Source organism: Peribacillus sp. ACCC06369, from assembly GCF_030348945.1.
Classification (GTDB): domain Bacteria; phylum Bacillota; class Bacilli; order Bacillales; family DSM-1321; genus Peribacillus.
The window spans coordinates 5,097,532-5,119,785 of sequence record NZ_JAUCEN010000002.1; the positions used below are offsets into that span (position 1 = coordinate 5,097,532).

20 protein-coding genes are annotated in these 22,254 nt (G+C 43.3%); 2 read left to right on the forward strand and 18 right to left on the reverse strand.

Going from position 1 to position 22,254, the window contains the following annotated elements; genetic code table 11:
- Positions 1–77: 77 nt before the first annotated feature.
- The 8 genes from hisIE to QUF78_RS25985 form a co-directional block, all read right to left on the reverse strand.
- Positions 78–734: a bifunctional phosphoribosyl-AMP cyclohydrolase/phosphoribosyl-ATP diphosphatase HisIE gene (hisIE, locus tag QUF78_RS25950; protein WP_289326948.1), complete on the reverse strand. Its 657-nt coding sequence runs from the start codon at positions 732–734 to the stop codon at positions 78–80.
- On the reverse strand, positions 731–1,489 hold the full coding sequence (gene hisF, locus QUF78_RS25955; RefSeq protein ID WP_289314419.1) for an imidazole glycerol phosphate synthase subunit HisF: 759 nt from the start codon (positions 1,487–1,489) through the stop codon (positions 731–733). Before hisF ends, hisIE begins: the two co-directional genes overlap by 4 nt.
- Complete coding sequence (hisA, locus tag QUF78_RS25960; RefSeq protein ID WP_289326949.1) at positions 1,490–2,224, reverse strand: 1-(5-phosphoribosyl)-5-[(5-phosphoribosylamino)methylideneamino]imidazole-4-carboxamide isomerase; 735 nt, start codon at positions 2,222–2,224, stop codon at positions 1,490–1,492. It abuts the gene before it with no gap.
- The gene (gene hisH, locus QUF78_RS25965; protein WP_289326950.1) at positions 2,221–2,853 is read right to left on the reverse strand and encodes an imidazole glycerol phosphate synthase subunit HisH; all 633 of its coding nucleotides are present in this window, start codon (positions 2,851–2,853) and stop codon (positions 2,221–2,223) included. The genes hisA and hisH overlap by 4 nt, the downstream gene beginning before the upstream one ends.
- The gene (gene hisB / locus QUF78_RS25970) at positions 2,854–3,441 is read right to left on the reverse strand and encodes an imidazoleglycerol-phosphate dehydratase HisB (RefSeq protein ID WP_289314416.1); all 588 of its coding nucleotides are present in this window, start codon (positions 3,439–3,441) and stop codon (positions 2,854–2,856) included. It abuts the gene before it with no gap.
- A 102-nt stretch (positions 3,442–3,543) separates the two neighbouring features.
- Positions 3,544–4,824: a histidinol dehydrogenase gene (hisD, locus tag QUF78_RS25975; protein ID WP_289326951.1), complete on the reverse strand. Its 1,281-nt coding sequence runs from the start codon at positions 4,822–4,824 to the stop codon at positions 3,544–3,546.
- A 23-nt stretch (positions 4,825–4,847) separates the two neighbouring features.
- Positions 4,848–5,480 carry an ATP phosphoribosyltransferase gene (gene hisG / locus QUF78_RS25980; RefSeq protein ID WP_289318267.1) on the reverse strand — a complete coding sequence of 211 codons (633 nt, stop codon included), beginning with the start codon at positions 5,478–5,480 and terminating at the stop codon, positions 4,848–4,850.
- Positions 5,473–6,657, reverse strand: coding sequence for an ATP phosphoribosyltransferase regulatory subunit (locus tag QUF78_RS25985; protein WP_289314414.1), 1,185 nt, complete (start codon positions 6,655–6,657; stop codon positions 5,473–5,475). Before QUF78_RS25985 ends, hisG begins: the two co-directional genes overlap by 8 nt.
- Positions 6,658–7,144: 487 nt before the next feature.
- Here QUF78_RS25985 and QUF78_RS25990 point away from each other — a divergent pair, with 487 nt between their 5' ends.
- Together QUF78_RS25990 and QUF78_RS25995 are read left to right on the forward strand one after the other, a co-directional pair.
- A complete protein-coding gene (locus QUF78_RS25990) occupies positions 7,145–8,203 on the forward strand; it encodes a processed acidic surface protein (protein WP_289326952.1) in 1,059 nt (352 codons plus the stop codon).
- A 1-nt stretch (position 8,204) separates the two neighbouring features.
- Entirely contained in the window at positions 8,205–8,900 is a 696-nt protein-coding gene (locus QUF78_RS25995; RefSeq protein ID WP_289326953.1) for a class D sortase, read from the forward strand.
- Between the two features lie 136 nt (positions 8,901–9,036).
- Here QUF78_RS25995 and QUF78_RS26000 read toward each other — a convergent pair whose 3' ends face one another.
- From QUF78_RS26000 to QUF78_RS26045, 10 genes are all read right to left on the reverse strand, one after another.
- Positions 9,037–9,555 (reverse strand): acyltransferase, encoded by a 519-nt coding sequence (locus QUF78_RS26000; RefSeq protein WP_289326954.1) that lies wholly within the window; start codon positions 9,553–9,555, stop codon positions 9,037–9,039.
- The gene (gene ppaX / locus QUF78_RS26005) at positions 9,552–10,220 is read right to left on the reverse strand and encodes a pyrophosphatase PpaX (protein WP_289326955.1); all 669 of its coding nucleotides are present in this window, start codon (positions 10,218–10,220) and stop codon (positions 9,552–9,554) included. Before ppaX ends, QUF78_RS26000 begins: the two co-directional genes overlap by 4 nt.
- Positions 10,210–11,154, reverse strand: coding sequence for a nucleoside recognition domain-containing protein (locus tag QUF78_RS26010; protein WP_289326956.1), 945 nt, complete (start codon positions 11,152–11,154; stop codon positions 10,210–10,212). The genes ppaX and QUF78_RS26010 overlap by 11 nt, the downstream gene beginning before the upstream one ends.
- 27 nt (positions 11,155–11,181) lie before the next feature.
- Positions 11,182–11,994 (reverse strand): prolipoprotein diacylglyceryl transferase, encoded by an 813-nt coding sequence (gene lgt, locus QUF78_RS26015; RefSeq protein WP_289326957.1) that lies wholly within the window; start codon positions 11,992–11,994, stop codon positions 11,182–11,184.
- 27 nt (positions 11,995–12,021) lie between these two features.
- Entirely contained in the window at positions 12,022–12,957 is a 936-nt protein-coding gene (gene hprK / locus QUF78_RS26020; RefSeq protein ID WP_289326958.1) for an HPr(Ser) kinase/phosphatase, read from the reverse strand.
- A gap of 479 nt (positions 12,958–13,436) precedes the next feature.
- Entirely contained in the window at positions 13,437–14,537 is a 1,101-nt protein-coding gene (locus tag QUF78_RS26025; RefSeq protein ID WP_289326959.1) for a DUF4097 family beta strand repeat-containing protein, read from the reverse strand.
- Positions 14,538–14,768: 231 nt separating this feature from the next.
- Positions 14,769–17,648: an excinuclease ABC subunit UvrA gene (uvrA, locus tag QUF78_RS26030; RefSeq protein ID WP_289326960.1), complete on the reverse strand. Its 2,880-nt coding sequence runs from the start codon at positions 17,646–17,648 to the stop codon at positions 14,769–14,771.
- Positions 17,649–17,654: 6 nt separating this feature from the next.
- Positions 17,655–19,640: an excinuclease ABC subunit UvrB gene (gene uvrB, locus QUF78_RS26035; RefSeq protein ID WP_289326961.1), complete on the reverse strand. Its 1,986-nt coding sequence runs from the start codon at positions 19,638–19,640 to the stop codon at positions 17,655–17,657.
- 216 nt (positions 19,641–19,856) lie between these two features.
- Complete coding sequence (locus QUF78_RS26040) at positions 19,857–20,087, reverse strand: CsbA family protein (protein ID WP_289326962.1); 231 nt, start codon at positions 20,085–20,087, stop codon at positions 19,857–19,859.
- A gap of 189 nt (positions 20,088–20,276) precedes the next feature.
- Entirely contained in the window at positions 20,277–21,854 is a 1,578-nt protein-coding gene (locus QUF78_RS26045; RefSeq protein ID WP_370016797.1) for a catalase, read from the reverse strand.
- Positions 21,855–22,254: the final 400 nt, after the last annotated feature.

Consider the following 22,254-nt stretch of genomic DNA (forward strand, 5'->3'; position numbering starts at 1 on the left):
GCTCATAGTCTTAATTACATGAATAAAATCCTTTTTAAGTAAAAAAAGCCCTCCTATTGACGGAGGGCAGTCACCATTCATTCGGTTTCTTTGGGTTCGTCCTTATCGGAATGTCTAGCCTTCAAAACATCAAGCACCGCTTGGAAAGGCAATTCCTGTTCCTGAAGTAGAACGAATAAGTGATAGAGGAGGTCGGCACTTTCCATGGAAAGTTCCTCTGCATCACGGTTCTTAGCAGCAATGATCACTTCAGCCGCTTCTTCTCCGACTTTTTTCAGGATTTTATCAACGCCCTTTTCGAATAAATAGGTTGTATATGAACCTTCAGGCATTTCCGATTTTCTTTTTTCAATCAATTTTTCTAATTCCGTCAAGAAAGTCACATTCACCTTCACGGCTTGCCGGGCTTCACTGTTTAGGTAAATCGATTCGCTAAAACAGCTTGTTGCCCCAGTATGGCACGCAGGACCTGCAGGAATGACTCGAACGACCAATGCATCTTGATCGCAGTCATACTTCATTTCGACGATTTTCTGTGTATTACCGCTGGTTGCTCCTTTATGCCATAATTCATTGCGCGAACGGCTGAAGAAAACCGTTTCGCCCGTTTCAATGGACAATTTTAGAGATTCTTCATTCATGTAAGCAAGTGTCAGCACTTCTCCGGTTCCGGCATCTTGGATAATTGCCGGTATCAGACCTTTTTCGTCGTATTTAATAGTTTCAAGATTCATCTTACAACCACTCCTTGTTGTTTGAGAAACGCTTTGACTTCTTTGACGGATGTTTCTTTATAATGAAAAATCGATGCGGCTAGTGCTGCGTCCGCTTTACCTTCTTCAAAGGCTTCCTGGAAATGCCCAGCGTTACCTGCACCCCCTGAGGCGATGACCGGCACCGAAACAGCTTCAGATACCGCTTTTGTTAAAGCGATATTAAATCCTTGTTTCTCCCCGTCACAATCCATGCTAGTCAATAAAATTTCACCTGCACCACGGCTGACTGCTTCCTTCGCCCAATCGATCACTTCCCATTCAGTCGGTTTTCGACCGCCGTGGGTGTATACGCGCCATGATCCAATCTCTTCCTCATATCTGGCGTCTATAGCGACCACGATACATTGGGCACCAAAATAATCTGAACCCTCATTAATTAAATCCGGCCGCAGAATGGCTGCTGTATTTAAGGATACCTTATCTGCACCAGCGCGTAAGATCTTCTTCATATCCGCTAATGAATTGATACCGCCACCCACTGTGAATGGGATGGCCAAGCTGCCTGCAACGGCTTGAACGACGTCGACAATCGTTTCCCTGCCTTCATGTGAAGCGGAAATATCAAGGAAGACAAGCTCATCGGCACCCTCTTGGTCATAAAAGGCAGCAAGTTCGACCGGATCTCCAGCATCCCTAAGGGAAACAAATTGTATGCCTTTAACTACACGCCCATCTTTAACATCAAGACAAGGAATAATTCGTTTAGTGAGCATTTAACCACGCACCTTTTCTAGTGCTTCTTCCACAGTAAAGCGATTCGTATAAAGCGCCTTGCCAATGATTGCCCCTGCAATTCCTTGAGCTTCATACTCTTTGAGAGTGATAAGGTCTTCCAGGGAACTAATGCCTCCCGAAGCAATCACGGTTTTCCCAGTTGCCTCCGCCATAGCCAATATACCTTTCACGTTTGGACCCGAAAGCATCCCATCTGTCGCGATATCAGTCACGATAAAGGTCTCTGCACCAGCATCCGCCAGTATTTTACCAAGATCTATCGCAAGCGTTCCAGACGTTTGAAGCCAACCATGTGTGGCAACCATGCCATCCTTCGCATCTATTCCGATTGCGATATGCCTTCCATATTTCCTTATCATATCTTTAGTGAAATCAGGGTCTGAAACGGCCGTGCTGCCCAGAATGACCCGTTCCACTCCATTATCCAGATAATGGGATATATCCCGTTCCGTACGGATACCGCCGCCGATTTGAATTCGTGCCCCTAACTCCTTTGCAGCTTTAATCACATATGAATCATTGATGCGAACTCCCTCTTTAGCTCCGTCAAGATCGACCATATGTATCCAATCGGCTCCTTGTTCGGCAAAGTTTTTAGCCATATCGAAGGGGGAATCGCCATAAACGGTTTCCTGATTGTAATCTCCCTGGATTAAGCGGACGCATTTGCCACCGCGCATATCAATCGCCGGGTAAATAGTAAAGTTGCTCATGTTCTTTCCTTCCCTTCTACTAATGACAAATAATTTCTCAAAAGTGACATGCCCATCTTCCCGCTTTTTTCCGGGTGGAACTGCATGCCGAATACATTCCCTTTACCGACAATTGCCGGTACATCCACATCATACGTCGCTGAAGCAGTAATAAATGATTCATCCGTATCTGCGTAATAAGAATGGACGAAATAAACATGTTCCTCTTCCAGACCCTGATTCACTGGTGACTCGTGTTTAAATTCAAGGCGGTTCCAGCCCATGTGCGGCACTTTATAAACCTGGTCATCCGCATCCACTCCCTTAAAACGAACCACTTTACCCGGGATGAGAGATAATCCTTTTGCCGGTCCATTTTCCTCACTTTCATCAAATAGAAGCTGCATACCAAGGCAAATGCCCAATAGATACCCACCGCCGGCTACATATTCCTTCAGGAATTCATCCAGCTTTTGTTTTTCCAAAAGACTCATGGCATCCCTGAAAGAGCCCACGCCAGGAAGAATGATCCCTTTCGACTTTGAAAGTTCTTCAGGGTCATCGGAAATGAATGAATCAGCACCAAGCCGCTCAAGCCCTTTACTTACAGAAAATAAATTCCCCATGCCGTAATCGACGATCCCGATCATTTACAACATTCCTTTCGTTGAAGGGATGCCTTTGACCCGGGGATCGATCGTCGTAGCTTCATCCAATGCCCGTCCTAGCGCTTTGAATATTGCCTCGATCATATGATGTGTGTTGTGCCCGTAATGAACGACTACATGAAGGTTCATCCTGGCTTCAAGAGCGAATTTCCAAAGAAACTCGTGCACCAGTTCAGTATCGAAAGTACCAACCTTTTGTGAAGGAAACTCAGCCCTGAACTCAAGATGCGGACGGTTGCTTAAATCGATGACAACCTGGGCTAGTGCTTCATCCATCGGTACGAAAGCATTTCCATAACGTTTTATCCCGCGCTTGTCTCCAAGGGCCTCCAATAACGTTTGACCCAAGCAAATGCCAATATCTTCAGTTGTATGGTGATCATCCACCTCTGTATCGCCGTTTGCATCTACAGATAAATCAAACTTCCCATGCTTCGTGAACAAATCAAGCATATGCGTCATAAACGGAACGCCCGTCTTAATGGTGGAATTACCTTCCCCGTCCACACCAAACTTCAAACTGATTTCCGTTTCATTCGTCTTTCTCTCCACACTGGCAAAACGTTCCATTACAACTCCTCCTAATCGGGGCAAGACCCCTTTTCCCAAGATGTAAAAAGCTTTTCAAAAGTCTTATATAAGTATTTCCCTTATTTCGTAAGGATTCAGGAACTATTTCCCGGATTCATTCACACCACGTGATTCTATGGCACGGGCGTGAGCCTCAAGTCCTTCCATGCGGGCAAATGCCGCGATTTTTTCTGCATTTTTACGGAAGGCCGTTTCACTATACATGATGATGCTCGATTTCTTTTGGAAATCATCAACATTAAGCGGGCTGGAAAAACGGGCGGTTCCATTTGTAGGCAACACATGATTGGGACCTGCAAAGTAATCCCCAACAGGCTCCGAACTAAAGCGGCCAATGAAGATTGCCCCGGCATGCCTGATTTTAGCCATGACTTCAAGTGCATCATTGGTCACAATCTCCAAATGTTCCGGTGCAAGTTCATTAATGGCTTCAACAGCTTCTGCCATATTTCCACATACAATGATTCTTCCATAATCCTTTATGGATGCTGCAGCAATATCATGGCGTGGAAGCACCGCCACCTGCTTGGCCACTTCCGCAGCCACATCTTCTGCAAGAGACGCTGACGTCGTCACCAAAACACTGCAAGCACGGGCATCATGCTCTGCCTGTGATAGCAAGTCTGCCGCGACTTCTTTGGCGATGGCGGACTCGTCCGCCAATACCGCTATTTCACTTGGTCCTGCAATCATATCAATGGCGACATCCCCGAATACTTCCCGCTTCGCTAACGCCACATAAATATTTCCCGGCCCCACTATTTTATCCACTTTCTTTATTGTTTCCGTCCCATAAGCGAGTGCCGCTATGGCCTGTGCCCCGCCAACTTTATATATTTCCGTAATACCGGCAATTTTGGCAGCAGCCAAAACCGCTGGCGATAATTTCCCATCTTTCCCTGGAGGAGATACCATAACGATCCGTTCCACTCCCGCAGCCTTTGCAGGCATCGTATTCATCAGTACAGATGAAGGGTATGCCGCTGTGCCTCCAGGTACATAAACACCCACAGCATCAAGAGGTGTTAATTTTTGTCCTAGCATCGTTCCCGTATCGTCAGTAGTAAACCATGAATTTCTAATTTGTTTCTCGTGAAACAATCGAATATTATTCGCAGCTTCTTTAAGAATATTAAGCTGCTCCGTGGCTAAGGACGCTATCGCTTCTTCCATTTCCTGTTCCGATACAAGTAATTCCCCCGGACTGACACCATCGAATCTTTCGGTATAACTATGTAAAGCGGCGTTTCCACTTTTCCTGACATCATAAATGATATCCTGAACCGCTTTTCTTTGATCGGCAGTACCTGCATCGACCGAGCGTTTCAGTGAAATCCCTTCTGCAAACCGTTCTATTTTCATACGCTCACCTCATTAGCGATTCTTTACTGTTCAATTATTTCTGCTAGCCGATCCACAATTTCAGTAATCCTTGCTTCTTTAATTCGATAGCTGACAGGGTTTGCCACAAGCCTCGAAGTCACATCGGCAATTTTTGCATATTCCACGAGACCATTTTCCTTCAATGTCCGCCCCGTTGAAACGATATCCACAATTCGTTCAGCTAAACCAATTAACGGCGCTAACTCAATAGACCCATTCAACTTAATAATCTCGACTTGCTCTCCCTGCTCGCGAAAATAACTGGAGGCAACATTCGGATATTTGCTGGCTATTTTGGGGGCGATGTCACTTATTTTCGTACCAGGCAGACCAGCTACAGCTAAATAGCAAGCACTGATTTTCAAATCAAGTAACTCATATACATCACGTTCTTCCTCTAACATGACATCCTTCCCTGCAATTCCAATGTCAGCGACACCGTGTTCCACATAGGTTACGACATCCATCGGTTTAGCTAAAATGAAACGCAGATTCTCTTCTTCCACTTCAAGGATCAATTTCCGGGAATCATCAAACTCAGGAGGGAGACGAAAACCGGCCCTTCTTAATAGCTCTGCCGCTTCTTCAAATATTCTCCCTTTCGGCATCGCAATCGTCAAAAAGCTATTATTCATCTTTTCCATTCCCTCCATTCCCTACAAATAAATGCACTTCTGAAAATGTTCTTGTAAAAGCATCGACATTTTGAACGACTGTAATATCTTGAATCGTTACCAAATTTCCTTCGGATCGTTTTATTCTTGCAAATTCAATGGCTTCCAATCTCCGTTCGGGACTGAATAAAATACATTCTGGTGCGACAGGCTGCATCGGCTCCCCAAGAGCTTCTGCAAGACGATCCACCCGGATTGCAAAACCAGTGGCAGAAGCATTCCAACCGAACTTTTCAAGCAGATTATCATACCGGCCGCCATTGCCGATTGGCGAACCCACGTGTCCCGCATACACTTCAAATAAAGTTCCCGTGTAATAACTCATATGACTGACCAATGTTAAGTCGAAGCTCACATATTGATCAACGCCAAATTCTTTCAACTGCGCAGACAATTCCTTCAGTTCAGCCAAAGAATCTTGCCCTTCATTATTTTCAATCAGCCCTAGAGCCTTTTTCAGGGTGCCTTCACTGCCTCTTAAGGAGGTAAATTCGATAAGCCGCTGTTTATCAATGGATGAAAGCGGCAGCGATTTTACATGCTCCCGAAAACCAACATAATTCTTTTCATATAAAAACTTCCTTAATTTAGAGGCTCTTTCCTCCGTACCTAAAATGCTTAAGAAAAATTCTTGTAAAAATCCTATATGTCCAATCGAAATCTTAAAATCCTGAAGACCCGCAGCCTTTAGAACATCAGCAAGCAGGGCAATCATTTCAGCATCGGCACTTATTGACTTATTCCCGATACACTCAATACCAATCTGTTCAAATTCTGCCGGCCGGCCTCCTTCACGCTGCTGTGCTCGATATACATTCGCAGAATAGGCCAGGCGAAGCGGAATTTGCTGTTTTAACAGTTTGGATGCTGCGACTCGTGCAATGGGGGCTGTCATCTCGGGACGCAGTACGAGCGTATGTCCCTGGGAATCAAGAAGTTTAAACAATTGTTGATCTAAAATTGCCGAAGCCTCGCCAATCGTTTCATAATATTCCAATGCAGGAGTTTCAATAAATTGGTAACCCCACTTCTTGATTTCATCACTCATTTTATTTCTGGCCGACACTTTCGTTTCATATAGCACCGGCAATGTATCTCTCATGCCTAACGGTTTCTCAAACATAAATGGCTTTGTCACGACTGCACATCCTTTTGAAATATTGAAAACTATATATATCCAATCGGTCTGCCTTATAGGCAAAAACCGATGTCATTGCCACTATTCCTTTTTTGTTTATACCTTTATCTTTCCAAGGTTGCACGCTTAAATCCAAATTTCAGATAACATATAAAAATAGTATCAAATAAAATGTCATAATCATATAAGTAATCTCAATAATCTATTAAATCACTTTAGTTCGCTAATATGGTAGCGGGATGAAGTTATTAATAGTTTACTCCTGCCCCTTCCTCACGTCAAGAAAAAAGTGCCTCCAATCCCACGACGCTCTTTGATATTTCTTCATGATCGTTTTAAGGTCAAACGGAAGGGTTCATACCTTTTTCCCCGGATATTTATTCCTATCTTTAGCCATTCATTGTTATTAATGTATACCTTTTGGTTTAGCTGTTTTATAATAATTCAGGTGTTTGGATATATTAGAAAATTTTAGGGGGAAATGGAATTGAAGAGATATCTTTCATTTTTTTTGGCGCTTATTGTTCTTTTTTCGCTTAGTTTAAGCGGAACAAAGGGTTTTGCGGCCACTAAGATCAACCAGGATGAGCTTAATGCATACCTTTCTGAAGTTAGGATGACACAAGAAGAATTGGAAGAATATTTAGGCTATTACGACCTAACATTGAATGAACTGGAATCGGTAGAAGAGTTGCGTGATACATTAGGGCCTGCCGTCACTCCCGAGACTTTATTGAATCTACTTAAAGAATATGAAATGACAGAAGCAGAACTCACGGAATTATTGGTAGAATACGGCGAACTGGAAGAGGGAGATTCCATCGTCGATACCTTCCACTTCATTTACGACATAGAAGATATCATCGATTTAGAAATGGGTTATGAAGATGAAGAGACGGAATATGATGATGAAGAGATCATCGATTTAATGGACGGGCTCTTTACTGAGATCGGTCTTACGGACGAAGAGCTCGACAGATTCATGAACCATCTTTTACCTATCGTCGAGGACCCTTCCTTTGAAGATCGCTTAATGGCCATTTCCGATAGGATGGATCAACTCGAATATTTCGAAACAATTGATGAATTGTCTGCAGAGCAAGTGGCTGAATTGCTTTCGATATATAATGATCTGCAAAGTTTGCTGCAAATTCAATTCAAATTCGCCTTGATACATGATGGTGTAACTACTAACCTATCCCTTGAGGCTTTATTCCAGCTTAAGGATTTGACGAATGCTAGTTTACTAGTTTCCATTTATGATCTAAACGGCAATCTTTTGCTCGATTTTAAATTGACAGGTGAAATGATCGGTTCCGATTTAGTGAAAGAAACAGGTAATGACATTAAACAGTCAACTGAGGTCATTTCTAAAGTGGTTGATGTAAAAAAGGAAAAGAAGAAACCCGTAAAAACCGTACATAAAACGGAAAAAGGCGGAGTGCTTCCTAAAACGGCTGGTAATTACCTATTCGGTGCTTTAATCGGTTTAGTGATGATGGGCATCGCTTTCGGATTAATTAGAAAAGCGAGACTTGCTAATTAAGATGAGAGAAAATAGGCAATCCAGGCATAAGAGAAAATGGTTACTCATCACTGCTGTTTGCTTTTTAATCATAGGTTTTTATTTTACAACGACAAACGCCTATACACTGTTAAAAGGCTATGCCATATATAAATGGAATAAGTCTGATACAAACGAGGTAACTTCTAAGCTCTCAGAACCGGAGGCGACGGCTAAGCTCCCAGAACCGGAGGCAACGGCTAAACTACCCGAAATGAAGACGAATGCAGATATTCCCGATGGGCGCGAACTTTATGATGAACGACCGGAGACAGGTGATTTGATGGGTGAGCTTTATATTCCAAAAATCGAGGCAACTCTCCCAATTTACCACGGAACGGACGAGGATGAACTCGAAAAGGGCGTCGGCCATTATGCAGGGTCTGTCCTCCCTGGTGAAAAGGATAATTCCGTTTTATCCGGTCATCGAGATACTATTTTCAGAGATCTGGGTGAAGTCGGTCAAGGTGACTTGCTGATTGCCAAGACAGAAGCAGGTACGTTTACATATAAAGTGAGGAAGGTACGTATCGTCGATGCAGATGACCGTACCGTGATCGTTCCCAAACCTAAAGCCACACTTACAGTAACAACCTGCTATCCTTTTTCATATATCGGCAGTGCACCAGAACGGTACGTATTGGTTGCCGATTTATTGAAAACGGAAATGAACAAATGAGATATGGGGGCTGAAGTTATTCAGCCCCCTATTCATAAATCTTAAATGGATAGTAGATCACCTAAAAATGAACTGAGTCCGTTATATCCAAAATGCCATTAAAAAGGACCTGCCGCATAAATGGGCAAGTCCTTTTTCATAAGGAAGTTTGCTGATCCCGCTCAAGCATTTCCTCTTTGGTATATATGATTTTCATTGGATTTCCGCCGACGAAAGCTCCCTCTGGAACATCCTTATGGACAAGCGTCCCCGCAGAGACAATCGCCCCATTTCCAATTGAAAGGCCTGGAAGGATGGTCGAATTGGCTCCGATCAATACCTCATCCCCGATAACTACATCTCCTAAACGATATTCATGAATCAAATATTCATGAGCAAGAATCGTCGTATTATAGCCAATGACTGTATTTATTCCCACTGATATTTTTTCCGGAAACATCACATCCGGCATGACCATCAAGGCAAACGAAGTATGCTTTCCGACTTTCATATGTAAAAAAGTCCTGTAAAGCCAATTTTTCATACCGAGAAAAGGCGTATAACGCGCTAGCTGTATCACCACAAAGTTCTTTACGACTTTCCAGAAAGGAACGGTCTTATACACATGCCATAGTGAATTAGCCCCGTCAACTGGATAGCGGGACGTACGTCTCATCTTCTAGCCTCCGTGAGCTTTTCAACCTCAACGATATTCAATAAATCTGCCATTTTCTCCAGCATATAGTCTGGGTGATAACTTTCCAAAAATTCACGGCCTTTAATGGACCATGAGACACCTGCCGTTTTTGTACCTGTGTTTTTCCCGCCAAGAATATCATGATAACTGTCGCCAATCATGATCGCTTCTTCAGGAACCGAACCGAGTTGATTTAAAGCTTTTACCAAAGGCTCTGGATCCGGCTTTGCATTTTGCACATCATCAAGTGTGACCACCACTTCAAAGAATTGATCCAGTTTGCTTAAACGCAGGCCCTTTTCGACGACATCACGTTTCTTTGTCGTAACGACTGCCAATTTATAGCCGCTCTGCTTCAATGCTTGAACGGTTTCGTATACCCCGTCAAATTGTGTGACAAGCAAATCATGGTTTTTCCAATTATGCTCCCGATAGAAAGCGATCATTTCATCCACTCGCTTTGGATCGATGGAAGAAAAAGTATCAACCAAAGTCGGACCGATAAATGGAATGATATCTTCCCGATTGAACTTTCCAGGACAAAAATGGTTTAAAGTTTCTGTAAAAGAGGCGATGATCAATTCATTTGTATTGATCAACGTACCATCAAGATCAAATAATAATGTAGTTATGTTACTGTTCATATACAGCTTCCTTTCTCTGTACACTGTCAGTCCGATTCCAAATATACGCAACGACCATCGTTAGAACAATAGCAGTGAGTAACCGAATAAGTAACAACGGCAAGACCGGAATCCCCAGTGGAATAAAAATCAGTGTGTCTTCTACAACAGCATGGCAGGCAACTAAAAAGATGAATGCAATCGTCATATCCTTCTTCGAGACATTATCTTCCTTTGCTGCTTGAATCATTACGCCAGCCCCATATGCCAATCCAAGAGTCAGACCTGTAACGAACGGCATGGAAGCATTCGGTTTCATCCCAAGGACCTTCATAAAGGGAGCAAGGGCTTTTGAGAAGGCTTCCAGCCATTTTAAATCTTTCATGATTTGAACCACTACCATAAGCGGTATAACGATGACCGCCAGCTGGGCGATTCCGGAAAGGGCCTGGATTACACCATGTATAAGGATTGCACCCGCTCCGTTAATCTCTGCCGTCTCCCCGATAGCCACTCCTTGTGCCATTTCAGATCCGCCTTGCCAAACAAGATTGATGACGACCGCTGACAAAAGTGCAAGCCCGATCCGTACTGTTAAAATGATCCACAGCTTGACGCCGGTTTTCATCGCCACACCAGACTCGATCAATAGATTATGTGAAAAAGATAGCATCGTAGCGATAATAAAAACCTCTTTCACAGTCAAATCAAGCGTTAATATGCCTGCTATCGCTGCGTATAAATTCAGGAAATTCCCTAACACGAGCGGAATTGCCGCATCCCCTGGAAGACCGATGAGATTCATCAAAGGCGCTATCAAGTTAATGATAAATGGCAGTACAGGCGTATATTGAAGCACAGTGACGATCAGAGTAACTGGAAATATCACTTTACCCAAAGACCAAGTTGTATTCAAGCCGGAAAGAAGTCCCCTTTTAACCGAATCCACTATCACTATGCCCTCTCCCTTTACACATATTCCCTATGCATCTAAGTATCTTTTGTCTGCATGCCCACGGACCCTTCTATAGACCACTAAAGCAATGGCCACAGCTACCAGGACAATCGAGATCACTTGTGCGATACGCAGCGACTCCGTCAGCATCAAACTATCCGTCCGCAAACCTTCAATGTAAAAACGGCCGATGGAATACCATAATACATAAGTTAAAAATAGTTCACCCCTGCGCAAGTTCACTTTCCGTAAACTTAAGAGGATGATTACACCGACGATATTCCAAATCGATTCATACAAAAAGGTTGGGTGATAATACGTACCGTTTATGTACATTTGATTAATGATGAATTCAGGCAAATGCATATTTTCCAGGAAGGACCTTGTTATTTCTCCCCCATGTGCTTCCTGATTCATGAAATTACCCCAACGGCCAATTGCCTGCCCCAACAATAAACTCGGTGCAGCAATATCCGCCAGCTTCCAAAATGAGACTTTCTTGACCTTGGCAAAAACTATGGCAGTCAATACCGCTCCAATCAGCGCACCGTGTATGGCAATTCCGCCATTCCATATTTTTATGATATCCCCCGGGTTTTGTGAATAGTACTCCCATTGGAAGATGACATAATAAATACGGGCACTAATGATCGCAATTGGGACAGCAAACAAAATCATATCGGTAAAAACTTCCTTATCGAGACCTCTTCGCTCAGATTCCCTTAAAGCGATAATAAGACCCAGTAACACACCGAAACCGATGATCAGTCCATACCAATGAACCTGAATAGGGCCAAGATCAATCGCTATTGGATTCAGCGGTTGTATTCCTTGTTCCATATTGTCCCCTCTTTTCCTATATACCTTTTAAAATTCATCATGTTCAGGATCTGCAATTGCATGATTCAAGCGATCTGAAAACTGTTCTGCAGCATTTACTCCCATTCGTTTCAGGCGGTAATTCATGGCTGCCACCTCAATGATAACAGCTAAATTTCGACCTGGGCGCACAGGTACGGTAATTTTCGTCACTTCCGTATCAATGATTTTCATTTTTTCTTCATCAAGACCCACCCGGTCATACTGCTTGTTTTTTTCCCATAGTTCCAGATTGATGACGATTGAGATCTTTTTATTGCTCCGGACTGCACCAGCTCCAAAAAGCGTCATTACATTAATGATTCCCAACCCTCTTATTTCAAGAAGATGTTCGATTAAATCCGGGGCATTCCCGACTAGCGTATCTTGGTCTTCCTGCCTGATTTCGACGCAATCATCGGCTACGAGACGATGACCCCGTTTCACTAATTCCAAGGCTGTCTCACTTTTACCGACACCGCTTTTACCTGTGATCAACACACCCAGCCCATAGATATCCACCAATACACCATGAACAGCAGTAGTTGGTGCCAACCTACTTTCAAGGAAATTCGTCAAACGGCTGTATAAGCGCGTTGACTTCATATTAGATCTCATCACAGGAACGGATTCCCGCTCAGAAGCTTCTATCAACTCTATCGGCACTTCCTGACCACGCGTAATGATGATGCCTGGAGTAAAGTCCCTGCATAACTCTTCCATCCTCTGTATTCGATCCGGTTCATTCAACCGATTAAAAAAGGACATTTCCGTCATGCCTAAAAGCTGTACTCGATCGGCGGGATAATAATCAAAAAAACCGGCTATTTCAAGTCCTGGACGAGATAAATCACTCGTGACAATTGGACGGTTAATTCCTTCTTCCCCACTGATAAGTTCTAGACCGAACGCTTCAACTATATCTTTTGTACGGACTTTTGCCATATATCTTTCCTCCTTTTGGAGCGATGCTATTTTTAGAGATACTTTTTCTATTTTAGCATTTTTCTGTTAATAACCAAACAAAGCATTATCGATTTATTGTTTTTTTATTCACTCCGCCCGGATGATGGCGCGGGATGGCCCCATAACCAGTAAAGAGATGAGAGGAACATACATGAATCCTTACACCAAAATAAAAGCAAGCCCGCCAGTTTATATTGGCGGGCTTTCAGACTGTGGACAACTCGATGACAATCGATTTTGTCTACAGTTTTTTAAGGTCTTGCACAATTTAACGTTGATTTTCACTCCAGGAACTCGCTTTCCGCGGGCGGTTCACCTTTGCGCCTGCGGGGTCTCCCTAGACACGCTTTACCCGCAGGAGTCTCGTACCTTACGTTCCAATAAACTTTGTTTTGAAATTTAGATAGAACCCCTTTTGTCTACGAACAGAAAGCCCGTCTGGCAGGCTTTCTGCTTCTTCAGGAAACTGTTATCGCGGCAGTCTTTGTTTCTGCAAAAACATGAAGCACAGGAACCTCTTCTTTAACCGTCTTAAACTTAAGGACTTTCTGAACCACATCACTTTTCTCTTCGATGATGGTCATCCCTTCTAAAGTTACATTAAAGCTTCCTAAATTAGATTTCAACTCTCCCTCAATCGCCTTACCTGGTGGCAGGATCAGCTGGACTTTCCCAGTAATAGACTTAGCATGGATTGAATCGCAATCCATCCCTGAATTCGTACAGACGATTTCCCCATTGAAAGTCTGGACATCCAGTTTCTTGAAGTATCCATCGGCATTAATCGCCCCATTCAAGGTCTCAGCTTCCAAGTCATTAAAGTTGGTATCTGATATGGTGATCATCCCGTTACCCGTTTCAAGCTCACAAGAATCACCCGTACCCTGCATGATATGAATGGCACCATTCGCTGTCTTCGCTTTAAGGTTCTCCGATTTCAAAGATTCAGTCGTGATTGCACCATTGAACATCCTTACATGAATGACTTCATATTCCTTCCTTGGAATGTACATGATCGTATCGACCTTTATGGATTTCTCACGAACCTTGAACATCATCTTTCCATCTTCAATCGAAAAATCGACTTCTTCCAAAAAGTTTTTCCTAGCTTCTTCTATATCTTCCACCCGGTATACCTTTGCCTGGCATTCAACCCTGACATCATTATGGTCCCATGCAGCGATTTTTATTTTCCCATTTGCTATATCTACATCAACTTCATTGAGGAAATCAAAATCATGCTGAAAAATATGACTGACCTCCACAGATTTCCCGAAATTGAAATCAAGGTCCGTTTCTTTGATTTTCTTAAAAGCACTTTCAACGAAATCAATAATCTTTTCTTTCGATGACTGGATATTCTTCTTAAACGTATCCTGAGTGCTTCCTTCGCTTTTCTTATCCACGACTACCGTCGATAATTCATTCTGCAATTTCTGCTCTTTAGCTTCACTTTCCTGACTGGCTTTATCCAATTCTTCCAAAAGACCCATCGCTTCTTCCGCTGATAACTTTCCATCCTGAATCATTTCTAAAATTTTCTTTCTTTCCTCCTGCATGAACATTCCTCGCTTTCTTCTATCATTTTATTCATACATACGCCTAGATATCTAAAAAGTTTCATAAATACCCTTTTTCCCATCATTCGACAAAGGAAAATGACAATTTCCGAAAAGGAAAGATGTATCATTTCCCCGGAAATATCCTGTTTTCCTATTGTTTAATCAAATGATTGATTAAATGCACACCGTCATTTTTCTACAAAAAAACAAGCCGGATGGCTTGTTCTTTTAAGCATGTTCATGCTCTTGTTCTTTTTCTTCAATCCAATTTTCCATGCGAATTTGATCACGGGTCAGTACAGGTTTTAAGTATTTTCCCGTATATGATTCGGAAACTTCACATATTTTTTCAGGTGTTCCATAAGTGACGATCGTTCCGCCCTTATCTCCGCCTTCCGGTCCTAGGTCAATAATATGGTCCGCCGTCTTGATGACATCCAGATTATGCTCAATCACCAAAACTGTATCCCCATTGTCAACCAGCCGCTGCAGGACCTCGAGCAACCTTGCTATATCGTGGACATGAAGTCCGGTAGTTGGTTCATCCAAGATATAAAAGGATCTCCCAGTGGAACGGCGATGCAATTCAGATGCAAGTTTCACCCTTTGCGCTTCACCGCCTGATAAAGTGGTAGCAGGCTGTCCAAGCTTGATATAACCCAAACCAACGTCAAAAATGGTTTGTAGCTTCCGTTTGATTTTCGGGATATTTTCAAAGAAACTAACGCCTTCCTCAACTGTCATATCGAGAATGTCGGAAATGTTTTTCCCTTTATATTTCACTTCAAGCGTTTCCCTGTTATAACGTTTTCCATGACAGATTTCACATGGGACATAGACATCCGGGAGAAAATGCATTTCTATCTTGATAATCCCATCACCACGGCATGCTTCACAGCGGCCGCCCTTCACATTGAAGCTGAACCGTCCTTTTTTATAACCGCGAATCTTCGCTTCATTAGTCGAGGCAAAAACGTCACGAACATCATCAAATACACCTGTATAGGTAGCTGGATTTGATCGTGGGGTTCTACCGATCGGTGACTGGTCAATATCAATGACTTTATCTAAATGCTCAATTCCCTTGATCTCACGAAAATCGCCTGGTCTAGCTTTTGCCCGGTTCAGCTTTTGAGCCAATGACTTATGGAGGATCTCATTCACTAATGTACTTTTCCCTGATCCCGAGACTCCTGTAACGGCTGTAAAGACTCCAAGAGGGAATTTAACATTAACGTTTTTTAAATTATTTTCCTTGGCACCTTTTATTTCAATGACGCGGCCATCATTTTTCCGGCGTTCCAATGGCAATGGAATGAATTTCTTCCCTGCTAAATATTGGCCCGTTAAGGATTTAGGATTATTCATGACCTCTTCCGGAGTTCCAGCGGCCACTATTTCTCCTCCATGTGCTCCTGCGCCCGGACCAACATCGATCAAATAATCCGCAGCAAGCATCGTATCTTCATCGTGCTCGACAACAATCAGGGTGTTCCCGATTTCGCGCATATTCTTCAATGTTTCAATTAATCGATCGTTATCCCTCTGATGCAGCCCTATTGAAGGTTCATCTAAAATGTACAGGACTCCCGTCAAACGGGAACCGATCTGCGTCGCCAATCGTATACGCTGCGCTTCGCCACCTGATAATGTCCCTGCTGCCCTGCTCAAAGTCAAATATTCCAAACCTACATTAGCCAGGAATCCGAGCCGCTCACGAATCTCACGTAAAATCAATCTCGCAATGGCAGCTTCCTTTTCCGTCAAATCCAGCTCATCAAAAAATACTAACGCATCTTCCACTGATAAAGCTGTTGTTTCACTTATATGGACCCCTTGAATGAGCACGGAAAGACTCTCTTTTTTCAATCGATGACCCTTACAGGTTGGACAGTGATGTTCTGACATATATTTCTGCATTTGCTCACGAATATAGTCTGAACTCGTCTCCTTGAAGCGCCTTTCGATATTTCTTAAAACTCCTTCAAAAGGAATATATCCTTCTTGCACTCTTCCAAAATCATTTTTATAACGGAAATATATCTTATGTTTACCTGAACCAAGCAAGACCTTCTCCAATTTATCTTCCGGTAAATCTTTAACGGGGATATCCATATCTATCCCATAATGGTTGGCCACCGCTTCAAGAAGCTGAGGATAATATTGAGAACTCGTCGGCTCCCATGGCGCGATAGCATGTTGACGGAGGCTTAATTCCTTATTGGGTATGACCAGATCACGGTCCACCTCAAGCCTCGCCCCCAAACCATCACAATCCGGGCAGGCTCCAAACGGGCTATTGAAGGAGAACATCCTCGGCTCTAACTCTTCAATCGAAAACCCGCAGTATGGACAAGCATGATGTTCACTGAACAGCAGCTCTTCTTCACCCATGACGTCAATGATGACTTTGCCTTCACCGAGCTTCAAAGCACTTTCCAATGAATCTGCAAGCCGCGCCATGACACCCTCTTTAATGACGATCCGGTCTATAATGACTTCAATCGAATGTTTTTTATTTTTTTCGAGAGTGATCTCATCACTAAGATCATGCATTTCCCCGTTCACACGAATGCGGACATATCCTTGTTTCTTAACTTCCTCCAAAACTTTTGCATGTGTCCCTTTTCTGCCTGAGACAAGCGGTGCCAATACCTGAAGCTTGGTACGCTCAGGGTAATCAAGAATGCGGTCCACCATTTGCTCAATCGTTTGTGAGGTAATTTCAATATTATGGATCGGACAGGTCGGCCTGCCGACCCGTGCAAATAACAGCCTTAAATAATCATAGATTTCAGTCACAGTCCCTACGGTTGAACGCGGATTTCGACTGGTCGTTTTCTGGTCTATGGAAATGGCTGGCGACAAGCCTTCGATCGCATCGACATCCGGTTTATCCACTTGGCCTAAGAATTGACGGGCATAAGCGGACAGTGATTCTACATAACGCCTTTGCCCTTCTGCATAAATCGTGTCAAAAGCCAAGGAAGACTTTCCAGATCCGGATAAGCCGGTCAGCACGACAAGTTTGTCTCTCGGTATCGTGATATCAATATTCTTTAAATTATTGGCCCTGGCCCCTTTAATCACAATTTTATCCATTGCCATGTTTCGTCACCCTTCCGCTTTTAACTCTAGTAATAAATCACGCAGCTCGGCAGCTCGCTCGAAGTCCAGTGCCTTTGCCGCTTCCTTCATTTCTTTTTCCATGCTTGCCATCACTTTTACGCGCTCCTTTTTAGGAAGCTTCGCGAGACTTGGTGCAAGATCTTCTTTATACGCTTCTCCTTCTTCCGCTACGTGAGTGGCCCTGATGGAGTCCCGGATATCCTTTTGAATGGTCTGCGGCATTATTCCATGCTCTTTGTTATAATTTTCCTGAATTTCACGGCGCCGCTTCGTTTCATTGATGGCAAGTTCCATCGAATTCGTGATGCGGTCCGCATACATGATGACGTGGCCGTTGGCATTACGGGCTGCACGGCCCATCGTTTGAATAAGCGAGCGCTCCGAGCGAAGGAACCCTTCTTTATCGGCATCCAGAATTGTCACTAATGACACTTCCGGAATATCCAGGCCTTCCCTTAAAAGATTGATTCCAACGAGTACATCATATTTGCCCATTCGCAGTTCCCGGATGATTTCTATCCTGTCCAAGGTCTTCACTTCCGAATGAAGGTATTGGACCTTGATGCCAATTTCCTTTAAATAATCGGTTAAATCCTCAGACATCTTTTTCGTTAAGGTCGTAATGAGGACTCGCTCGTTCTTTTTGACGCGCTCTTGTATTTCACCGATCAAGTCATCTATCTGTCCTTCAATCGGCCGCACTTCTATCGTTGGATCCAGCAAGCCGGTAGGACGGATGATCTGCTGAACCATTTCTGGCGTATGTTCGAGTTCATATGGTCCCGGAGTTGCCGAAACGAATATGGATTGATGGACCTTTTTTTCAAATTCTTCAAATCTTAGCGGGCGGTTATCCTTTGCAGACGGCAGACGGAAGCCATGATCGACGAGTACTTGCTTACGTGCCTGATCCCCATTGAACATTCCCCGGATTTGCGAAAGGGTCACGTGTGATTCATCCACGACCAAAAGGAAATCCTCTGGAAAGTAATCCATTAAAGTGTAAGGTGTCGCACCTGAGGGGCGAAGCGTTAAATGGCGGGAATAGTTCTCGATCCCTGAACAAAAGCCCATTTCCCGCATCATTTCCAAATCATAACGGGTCCTCTGCTCCAAGCGCTGGGCTTCAAGGAGCTTTTCATCTTCCCTTAATTCCTTCAATCGCTCTTCCAGTTCCGTTTCGATATTTTGAACGGCTATCCTCATTTTCTCTTCGCGAGTAACGAAATGGGAAGCCGGGAAAATGGCGATATGTTCACGTTCGCCGGTGATTTCACCAGTCAAGGCATCCACTTCACGGATACGGTCAATCTCATCTCCGAAAAACTCGACCCTTACGCAATGTTCATCACGTGAGGCAGGGAAAATTTCGACCACGTCGCCACGAACGCGGAAAGTCCCCCGTTGGAAAGCAATATCATTCCGCTCATATTGAATATCCACGAGTCTGTGCAGCAAGGCATTCCGGTCTATTTCCATGCCTGTTCGGAGAGAAACGACCATCTCGCGGTACTCTTCCGGGGAACCGAGTCCATATATGCACGAAACGCTGGCGATGATGATGACATCTTTCCTTTCGAACAATGAAGTGGTAGCCGAGTGACGCAGTTTATCGATTTCATCATTGATGCTTGCATCTTTTTCGATGAATGTATCCGTGGATGGAACATAAGCTTCTGGCTGGTAGTAATCATAATAGCTGACGAAGTATTCAACGGCATTATTTGGGAAAAACTCTTTGAATTCACTGTAAAGCTGTCCTGCCAACGTTTTATTGTGGGCAATGACAAGAGTCGGTTTATTTATTTGTTGAATCACATTGGAAACGGTGAACGTCTTCCCTGTCCCCGTTGCCCCCAATAATGTCTGCATTTCCTTGCCTTCTTTAATGCCTTCGACAAGCATTTCAATTGCTGCAGGTTGATCTCCTTCAGGAGAGTATTTTGAGACTAACTCAAACTTATCCTTCACCAAGCATAGCCTCCTATTGAAATATTTTTATATGAAAACGGGACATGGCTATATCCCTTCTATTTATTCCGGTTTAAGAATGTATATATACACATTCTACCACAATCGCCTCAAAACAAACCAGCGATAAGCGAACATCCATTCTATTTTTTGTTTATAGACTCGATGGGTATTGAGGGGAATGACAAGTTGAGTACAAAAAAAGCACCTTTGATGTCAGGCGCTCTTGGATGTTTGTTTCATCATTCTTTTTGATAACCAAAATCCCACAGTCAGGGATAAGGCATCCACGATGATCAATAAGTTTGTATGCGTATAACCTTTATATGCGGAAGCTGTAATCAAGGCAACCGTTAAAACAAGGCCAACGACATTGTTATAGGTGACTCTTGAAAATAGCATGACAAGTAGACAAGGAAGGAAAAGGGCAGAAAGAATTTTAATCATTTTTTCATCTCCTTTATAAGAGAAAAATAGAGTAGTTTCAGTTTAAATGATTATGAAGTTTTTTGCCAATCTATTTCCTGCTTGATTTTAGACGGCATCCCCTGAAGACCATTCCACCCATCCATAAATTATGCCCATTAAAAAAAGAAGCAAACCCTTTAAAGGGAAGTTTGCTTCCTTTCAGACCAATCAATATGGATCTGCTTCATGTCCTTTTCTGACTGCATCCTCTGGGTTATCCGTTCCACCCATAGGTTTTGAAGATTCCGTATGTTCAGAAGCCGAGGCTAATCCCTCTTTTAATCTGCGGCCATACTCTTCATCAGCCTCTTCGGCAAGGGCTATCATTTTTTCCTGAATGCGCTTGTCGGCAGGAGCCAATGCCGACACTAAATTGGAGATTAAATCGTCTTTTTCCCAATCTTCGAATTCACGGAATGTTTCACCAGCCTGCTTCGTATTGTTTTGGCGATCGATTGTCTCACGAACAAGTTTTCCTTCTACCAAAGGTGTATGCTCCTTGCCCGTCTGCTTGGCTTCTTTCAAACCTCCTACAGTTGATGGTTCGTAGTTGATGTGGGGGCTTTGGTTACCTCTGCCAACTTCATATTGCATCTGTCCGCCCGTCTGATTCGTGGCTGTTGGCTTCTTTGGAGCATTGATCGGCAATTGCAGATAATTCGCGCCAACACGGTGACGCTGTGTATCGGAATAAGAGAATGTACGTCCCTGTAACATCTTGTCATCAGAGAAGTCCAGTCCATCCACTAGGACACCCGTGCCGAATGCAGCCTGTTCCACTTCAGTGAAGTAGTCTTCCGGGTTTTTATCCAATACCATCGTACCGACATGCAGCCATGGGAACTCATCTTTCGGCCAGATCTTTGTGTCATCAAGAGGATCAAAATCCAACTCGGGATGATCATCATCACTCATGATCTGTACGTTGAGATCCCATTCCGGGTAGTCCCCGCGTTCGATCGCTTCATATAAATCCTGTGTGGCATGATTGAAATTCGTAGCTTGAATTTCATTAGCCTCTTGCTGCGTCAGGTTCTTGATCCCTTGTTTCGGTTCCCAGTGATATTTAACAAGTACGGCTTTGCCTTCCTCATTCACCCATTTATAAGTATTGACCCCTGACCCTTGCATCATGCGGTAGTTAGCTGGAATGCCCCAAGGGGAAAACACAAAGGTAATCATATGGAATGTTTCCGGGGAACTCGAGCAAAAATCGAAAATCCTTCTGCCGTCCTGAATATTCGTGACCGGATCCGGTTTGAAGGCATGAATTAAATCCGGGAATTTCATGGCATCACGGATAAAGAAAATTTTCAGGTTATTGCCTACAAGATCCCAATTTCCATCTTCCGTATAAAATTTAACGGCAAATCCCCTGGGGTCACGTAACGTTTCCGGGGAAGTCCCTCCATGAATAACAGAAGAAAACCTCACGAATACCGGTGTTTTTTTACCTTCTTCCTGAAAAACCTTCGCTCTCGTATATTTTGAAATCGGCTCGTCCCCCGCTTTACCAGTTGGAACAAAATAACCATGTGCACCTGCACCACGGGCATGCACCACCCGTTCAGGAATACGCTCCCTATCGAAGTGGCTGATCTTTTCCAGGAAATCGTAGTTCTCAAGTGTACTAGGACCTCTGTTTCCTACAGTTCTAAGACTCTGGTTATTCGTTACGGGGTGCCCTTGCCTGTTCGTTAATGTTTCTTTCGATTCATCATTTGTTTTTTTTGATTTATCAGACAAAAAAATCCCTCCTATGTTAATTAATTCCACAATACAACTATACTTTTCCCTATTCCCTATATTTCACTCTTCAATCTTCAAACTTTATTGAAATTGGATAAATGAGTGCTTTTCTCATATATGAATAAGTTCATTTTCACAACACCAACACATATCTTCATAACATCGAATTAAAAACGGGCTGACTATTCATTAATGTTTCAAGAAACTTCACTATATTTTTTCTAGTAATAATGACAAGGAGCGAGCTTTATGAAAGAAAGAATAATTACCTTTTAGTAGCAATCCTGATATTTGTGTCCTTCCCGCGATCATCGAATGGCCCGCACCGATTCAACAACGGTTAACGTTACAGCAAGCTCCTATGGATTTAAAAGAAATCTTCGTCTGTTCTAAACTC

Bases quoted from the DNA above. Each gene is read 5' to 3' on its own strand.
- hisIE (WP_289326948.1), bottom strand. From the start codon at position 734: ATGAATCTTGAAACTATTAAATACGACGAAAAAGGTCTGATACCGGCA.
- QUF78_RS25995 (WP_289326953.1), top strand. From the start codon at position 8,205: ATGAGAGAAAATAGGCAATCCAGGCATAAGAGAAAATGGTTACTCATC.
- hisF (WP_289314419.1), bottom strand. From the start codon at position 1,489: ATGCTCACTAAACGAATTATTCCTTGTCTTGATGTTAAAGATGGGCGT.
- hisG (WP_289318267.1), bottom strand. From the start codon at position 5,480: ATGAATAATAGCTTTTTGACGATTGCGATGCCGAAAGGGAGAATATTT.
- QUF78_RS26000 (WP_289326954.1), bottom strand. From the start codon at position 9,555: ATGAGACGTACGTCCCGCTATCCAGTTGACGGGGCTAATTCACTATGG.
- QUF78_RS26040 (WP_289326962.1), bottom strand. From the start codon at position 20,087: ATGATTAAAATTCTTTCTGCCCTTTTCCTTCCTTGTCTACTTGTCATG.
- lgt (WP_289326957.1), bottom strand. From the start codon at position 11,994: ATGGAACAAGGAATACAACCGCTGAATCCAATAGCGATTGATCTTGGC.
- hisH (WP_289326950.1), bottom strand. From the start codon at position 2,853: ATGATCGGGATCGTCGATTACGGCATGGGGAATTTATTTTCTGTAAGT.
- ppaX (WP_289326955.1), bottom strand. From the start codon at position 10,220: ATGAACAGTAACATAACTACATTATTATTTGATCTTGATGGTACGTTG.
- hisD (WP_289326951.1), bottom strand. From the start codon at position 4,824: ATGAAAATAGAACGGTTTGCAGAAGGGATTTCACTGAAACGCTCGGTC.
- hisA (WP_289326949.1), bottom strand. From the start codon at position 2,224: ATGAGCAACTTTACTATTTACCCGGCGATTGATATGCGCGGTGGCAAA.
- hprK (WP_289326958.1), bottom strand. From the start codon at position 12,957: ATGGCAAAAGTCCGTACAAAAGATATAGTTGAAGCGTTCGGTCTAGAA.
- QUF78_RS26025 (WP_289326959.1), bottom strand. From the start codon at position 14,537: ATGCAGGAGGAAAGAAAGAAAATTTTAGAAATGATTCAGGATGGAAAG.
- hisB (WP_289314416.1), bottom strand. From the start codon at position 3,441: ATGGAACGTTTTGCCAGTGTGGAGAGAAAGACGAATGAAACGGAAATC.
- uvrA (WP_289326960.1), bottom strand. From the start codon at position 17,648: ATGGCAATGGATAAAATTGTGATTAAAGGGGCCAGGGCCAATAATTTA.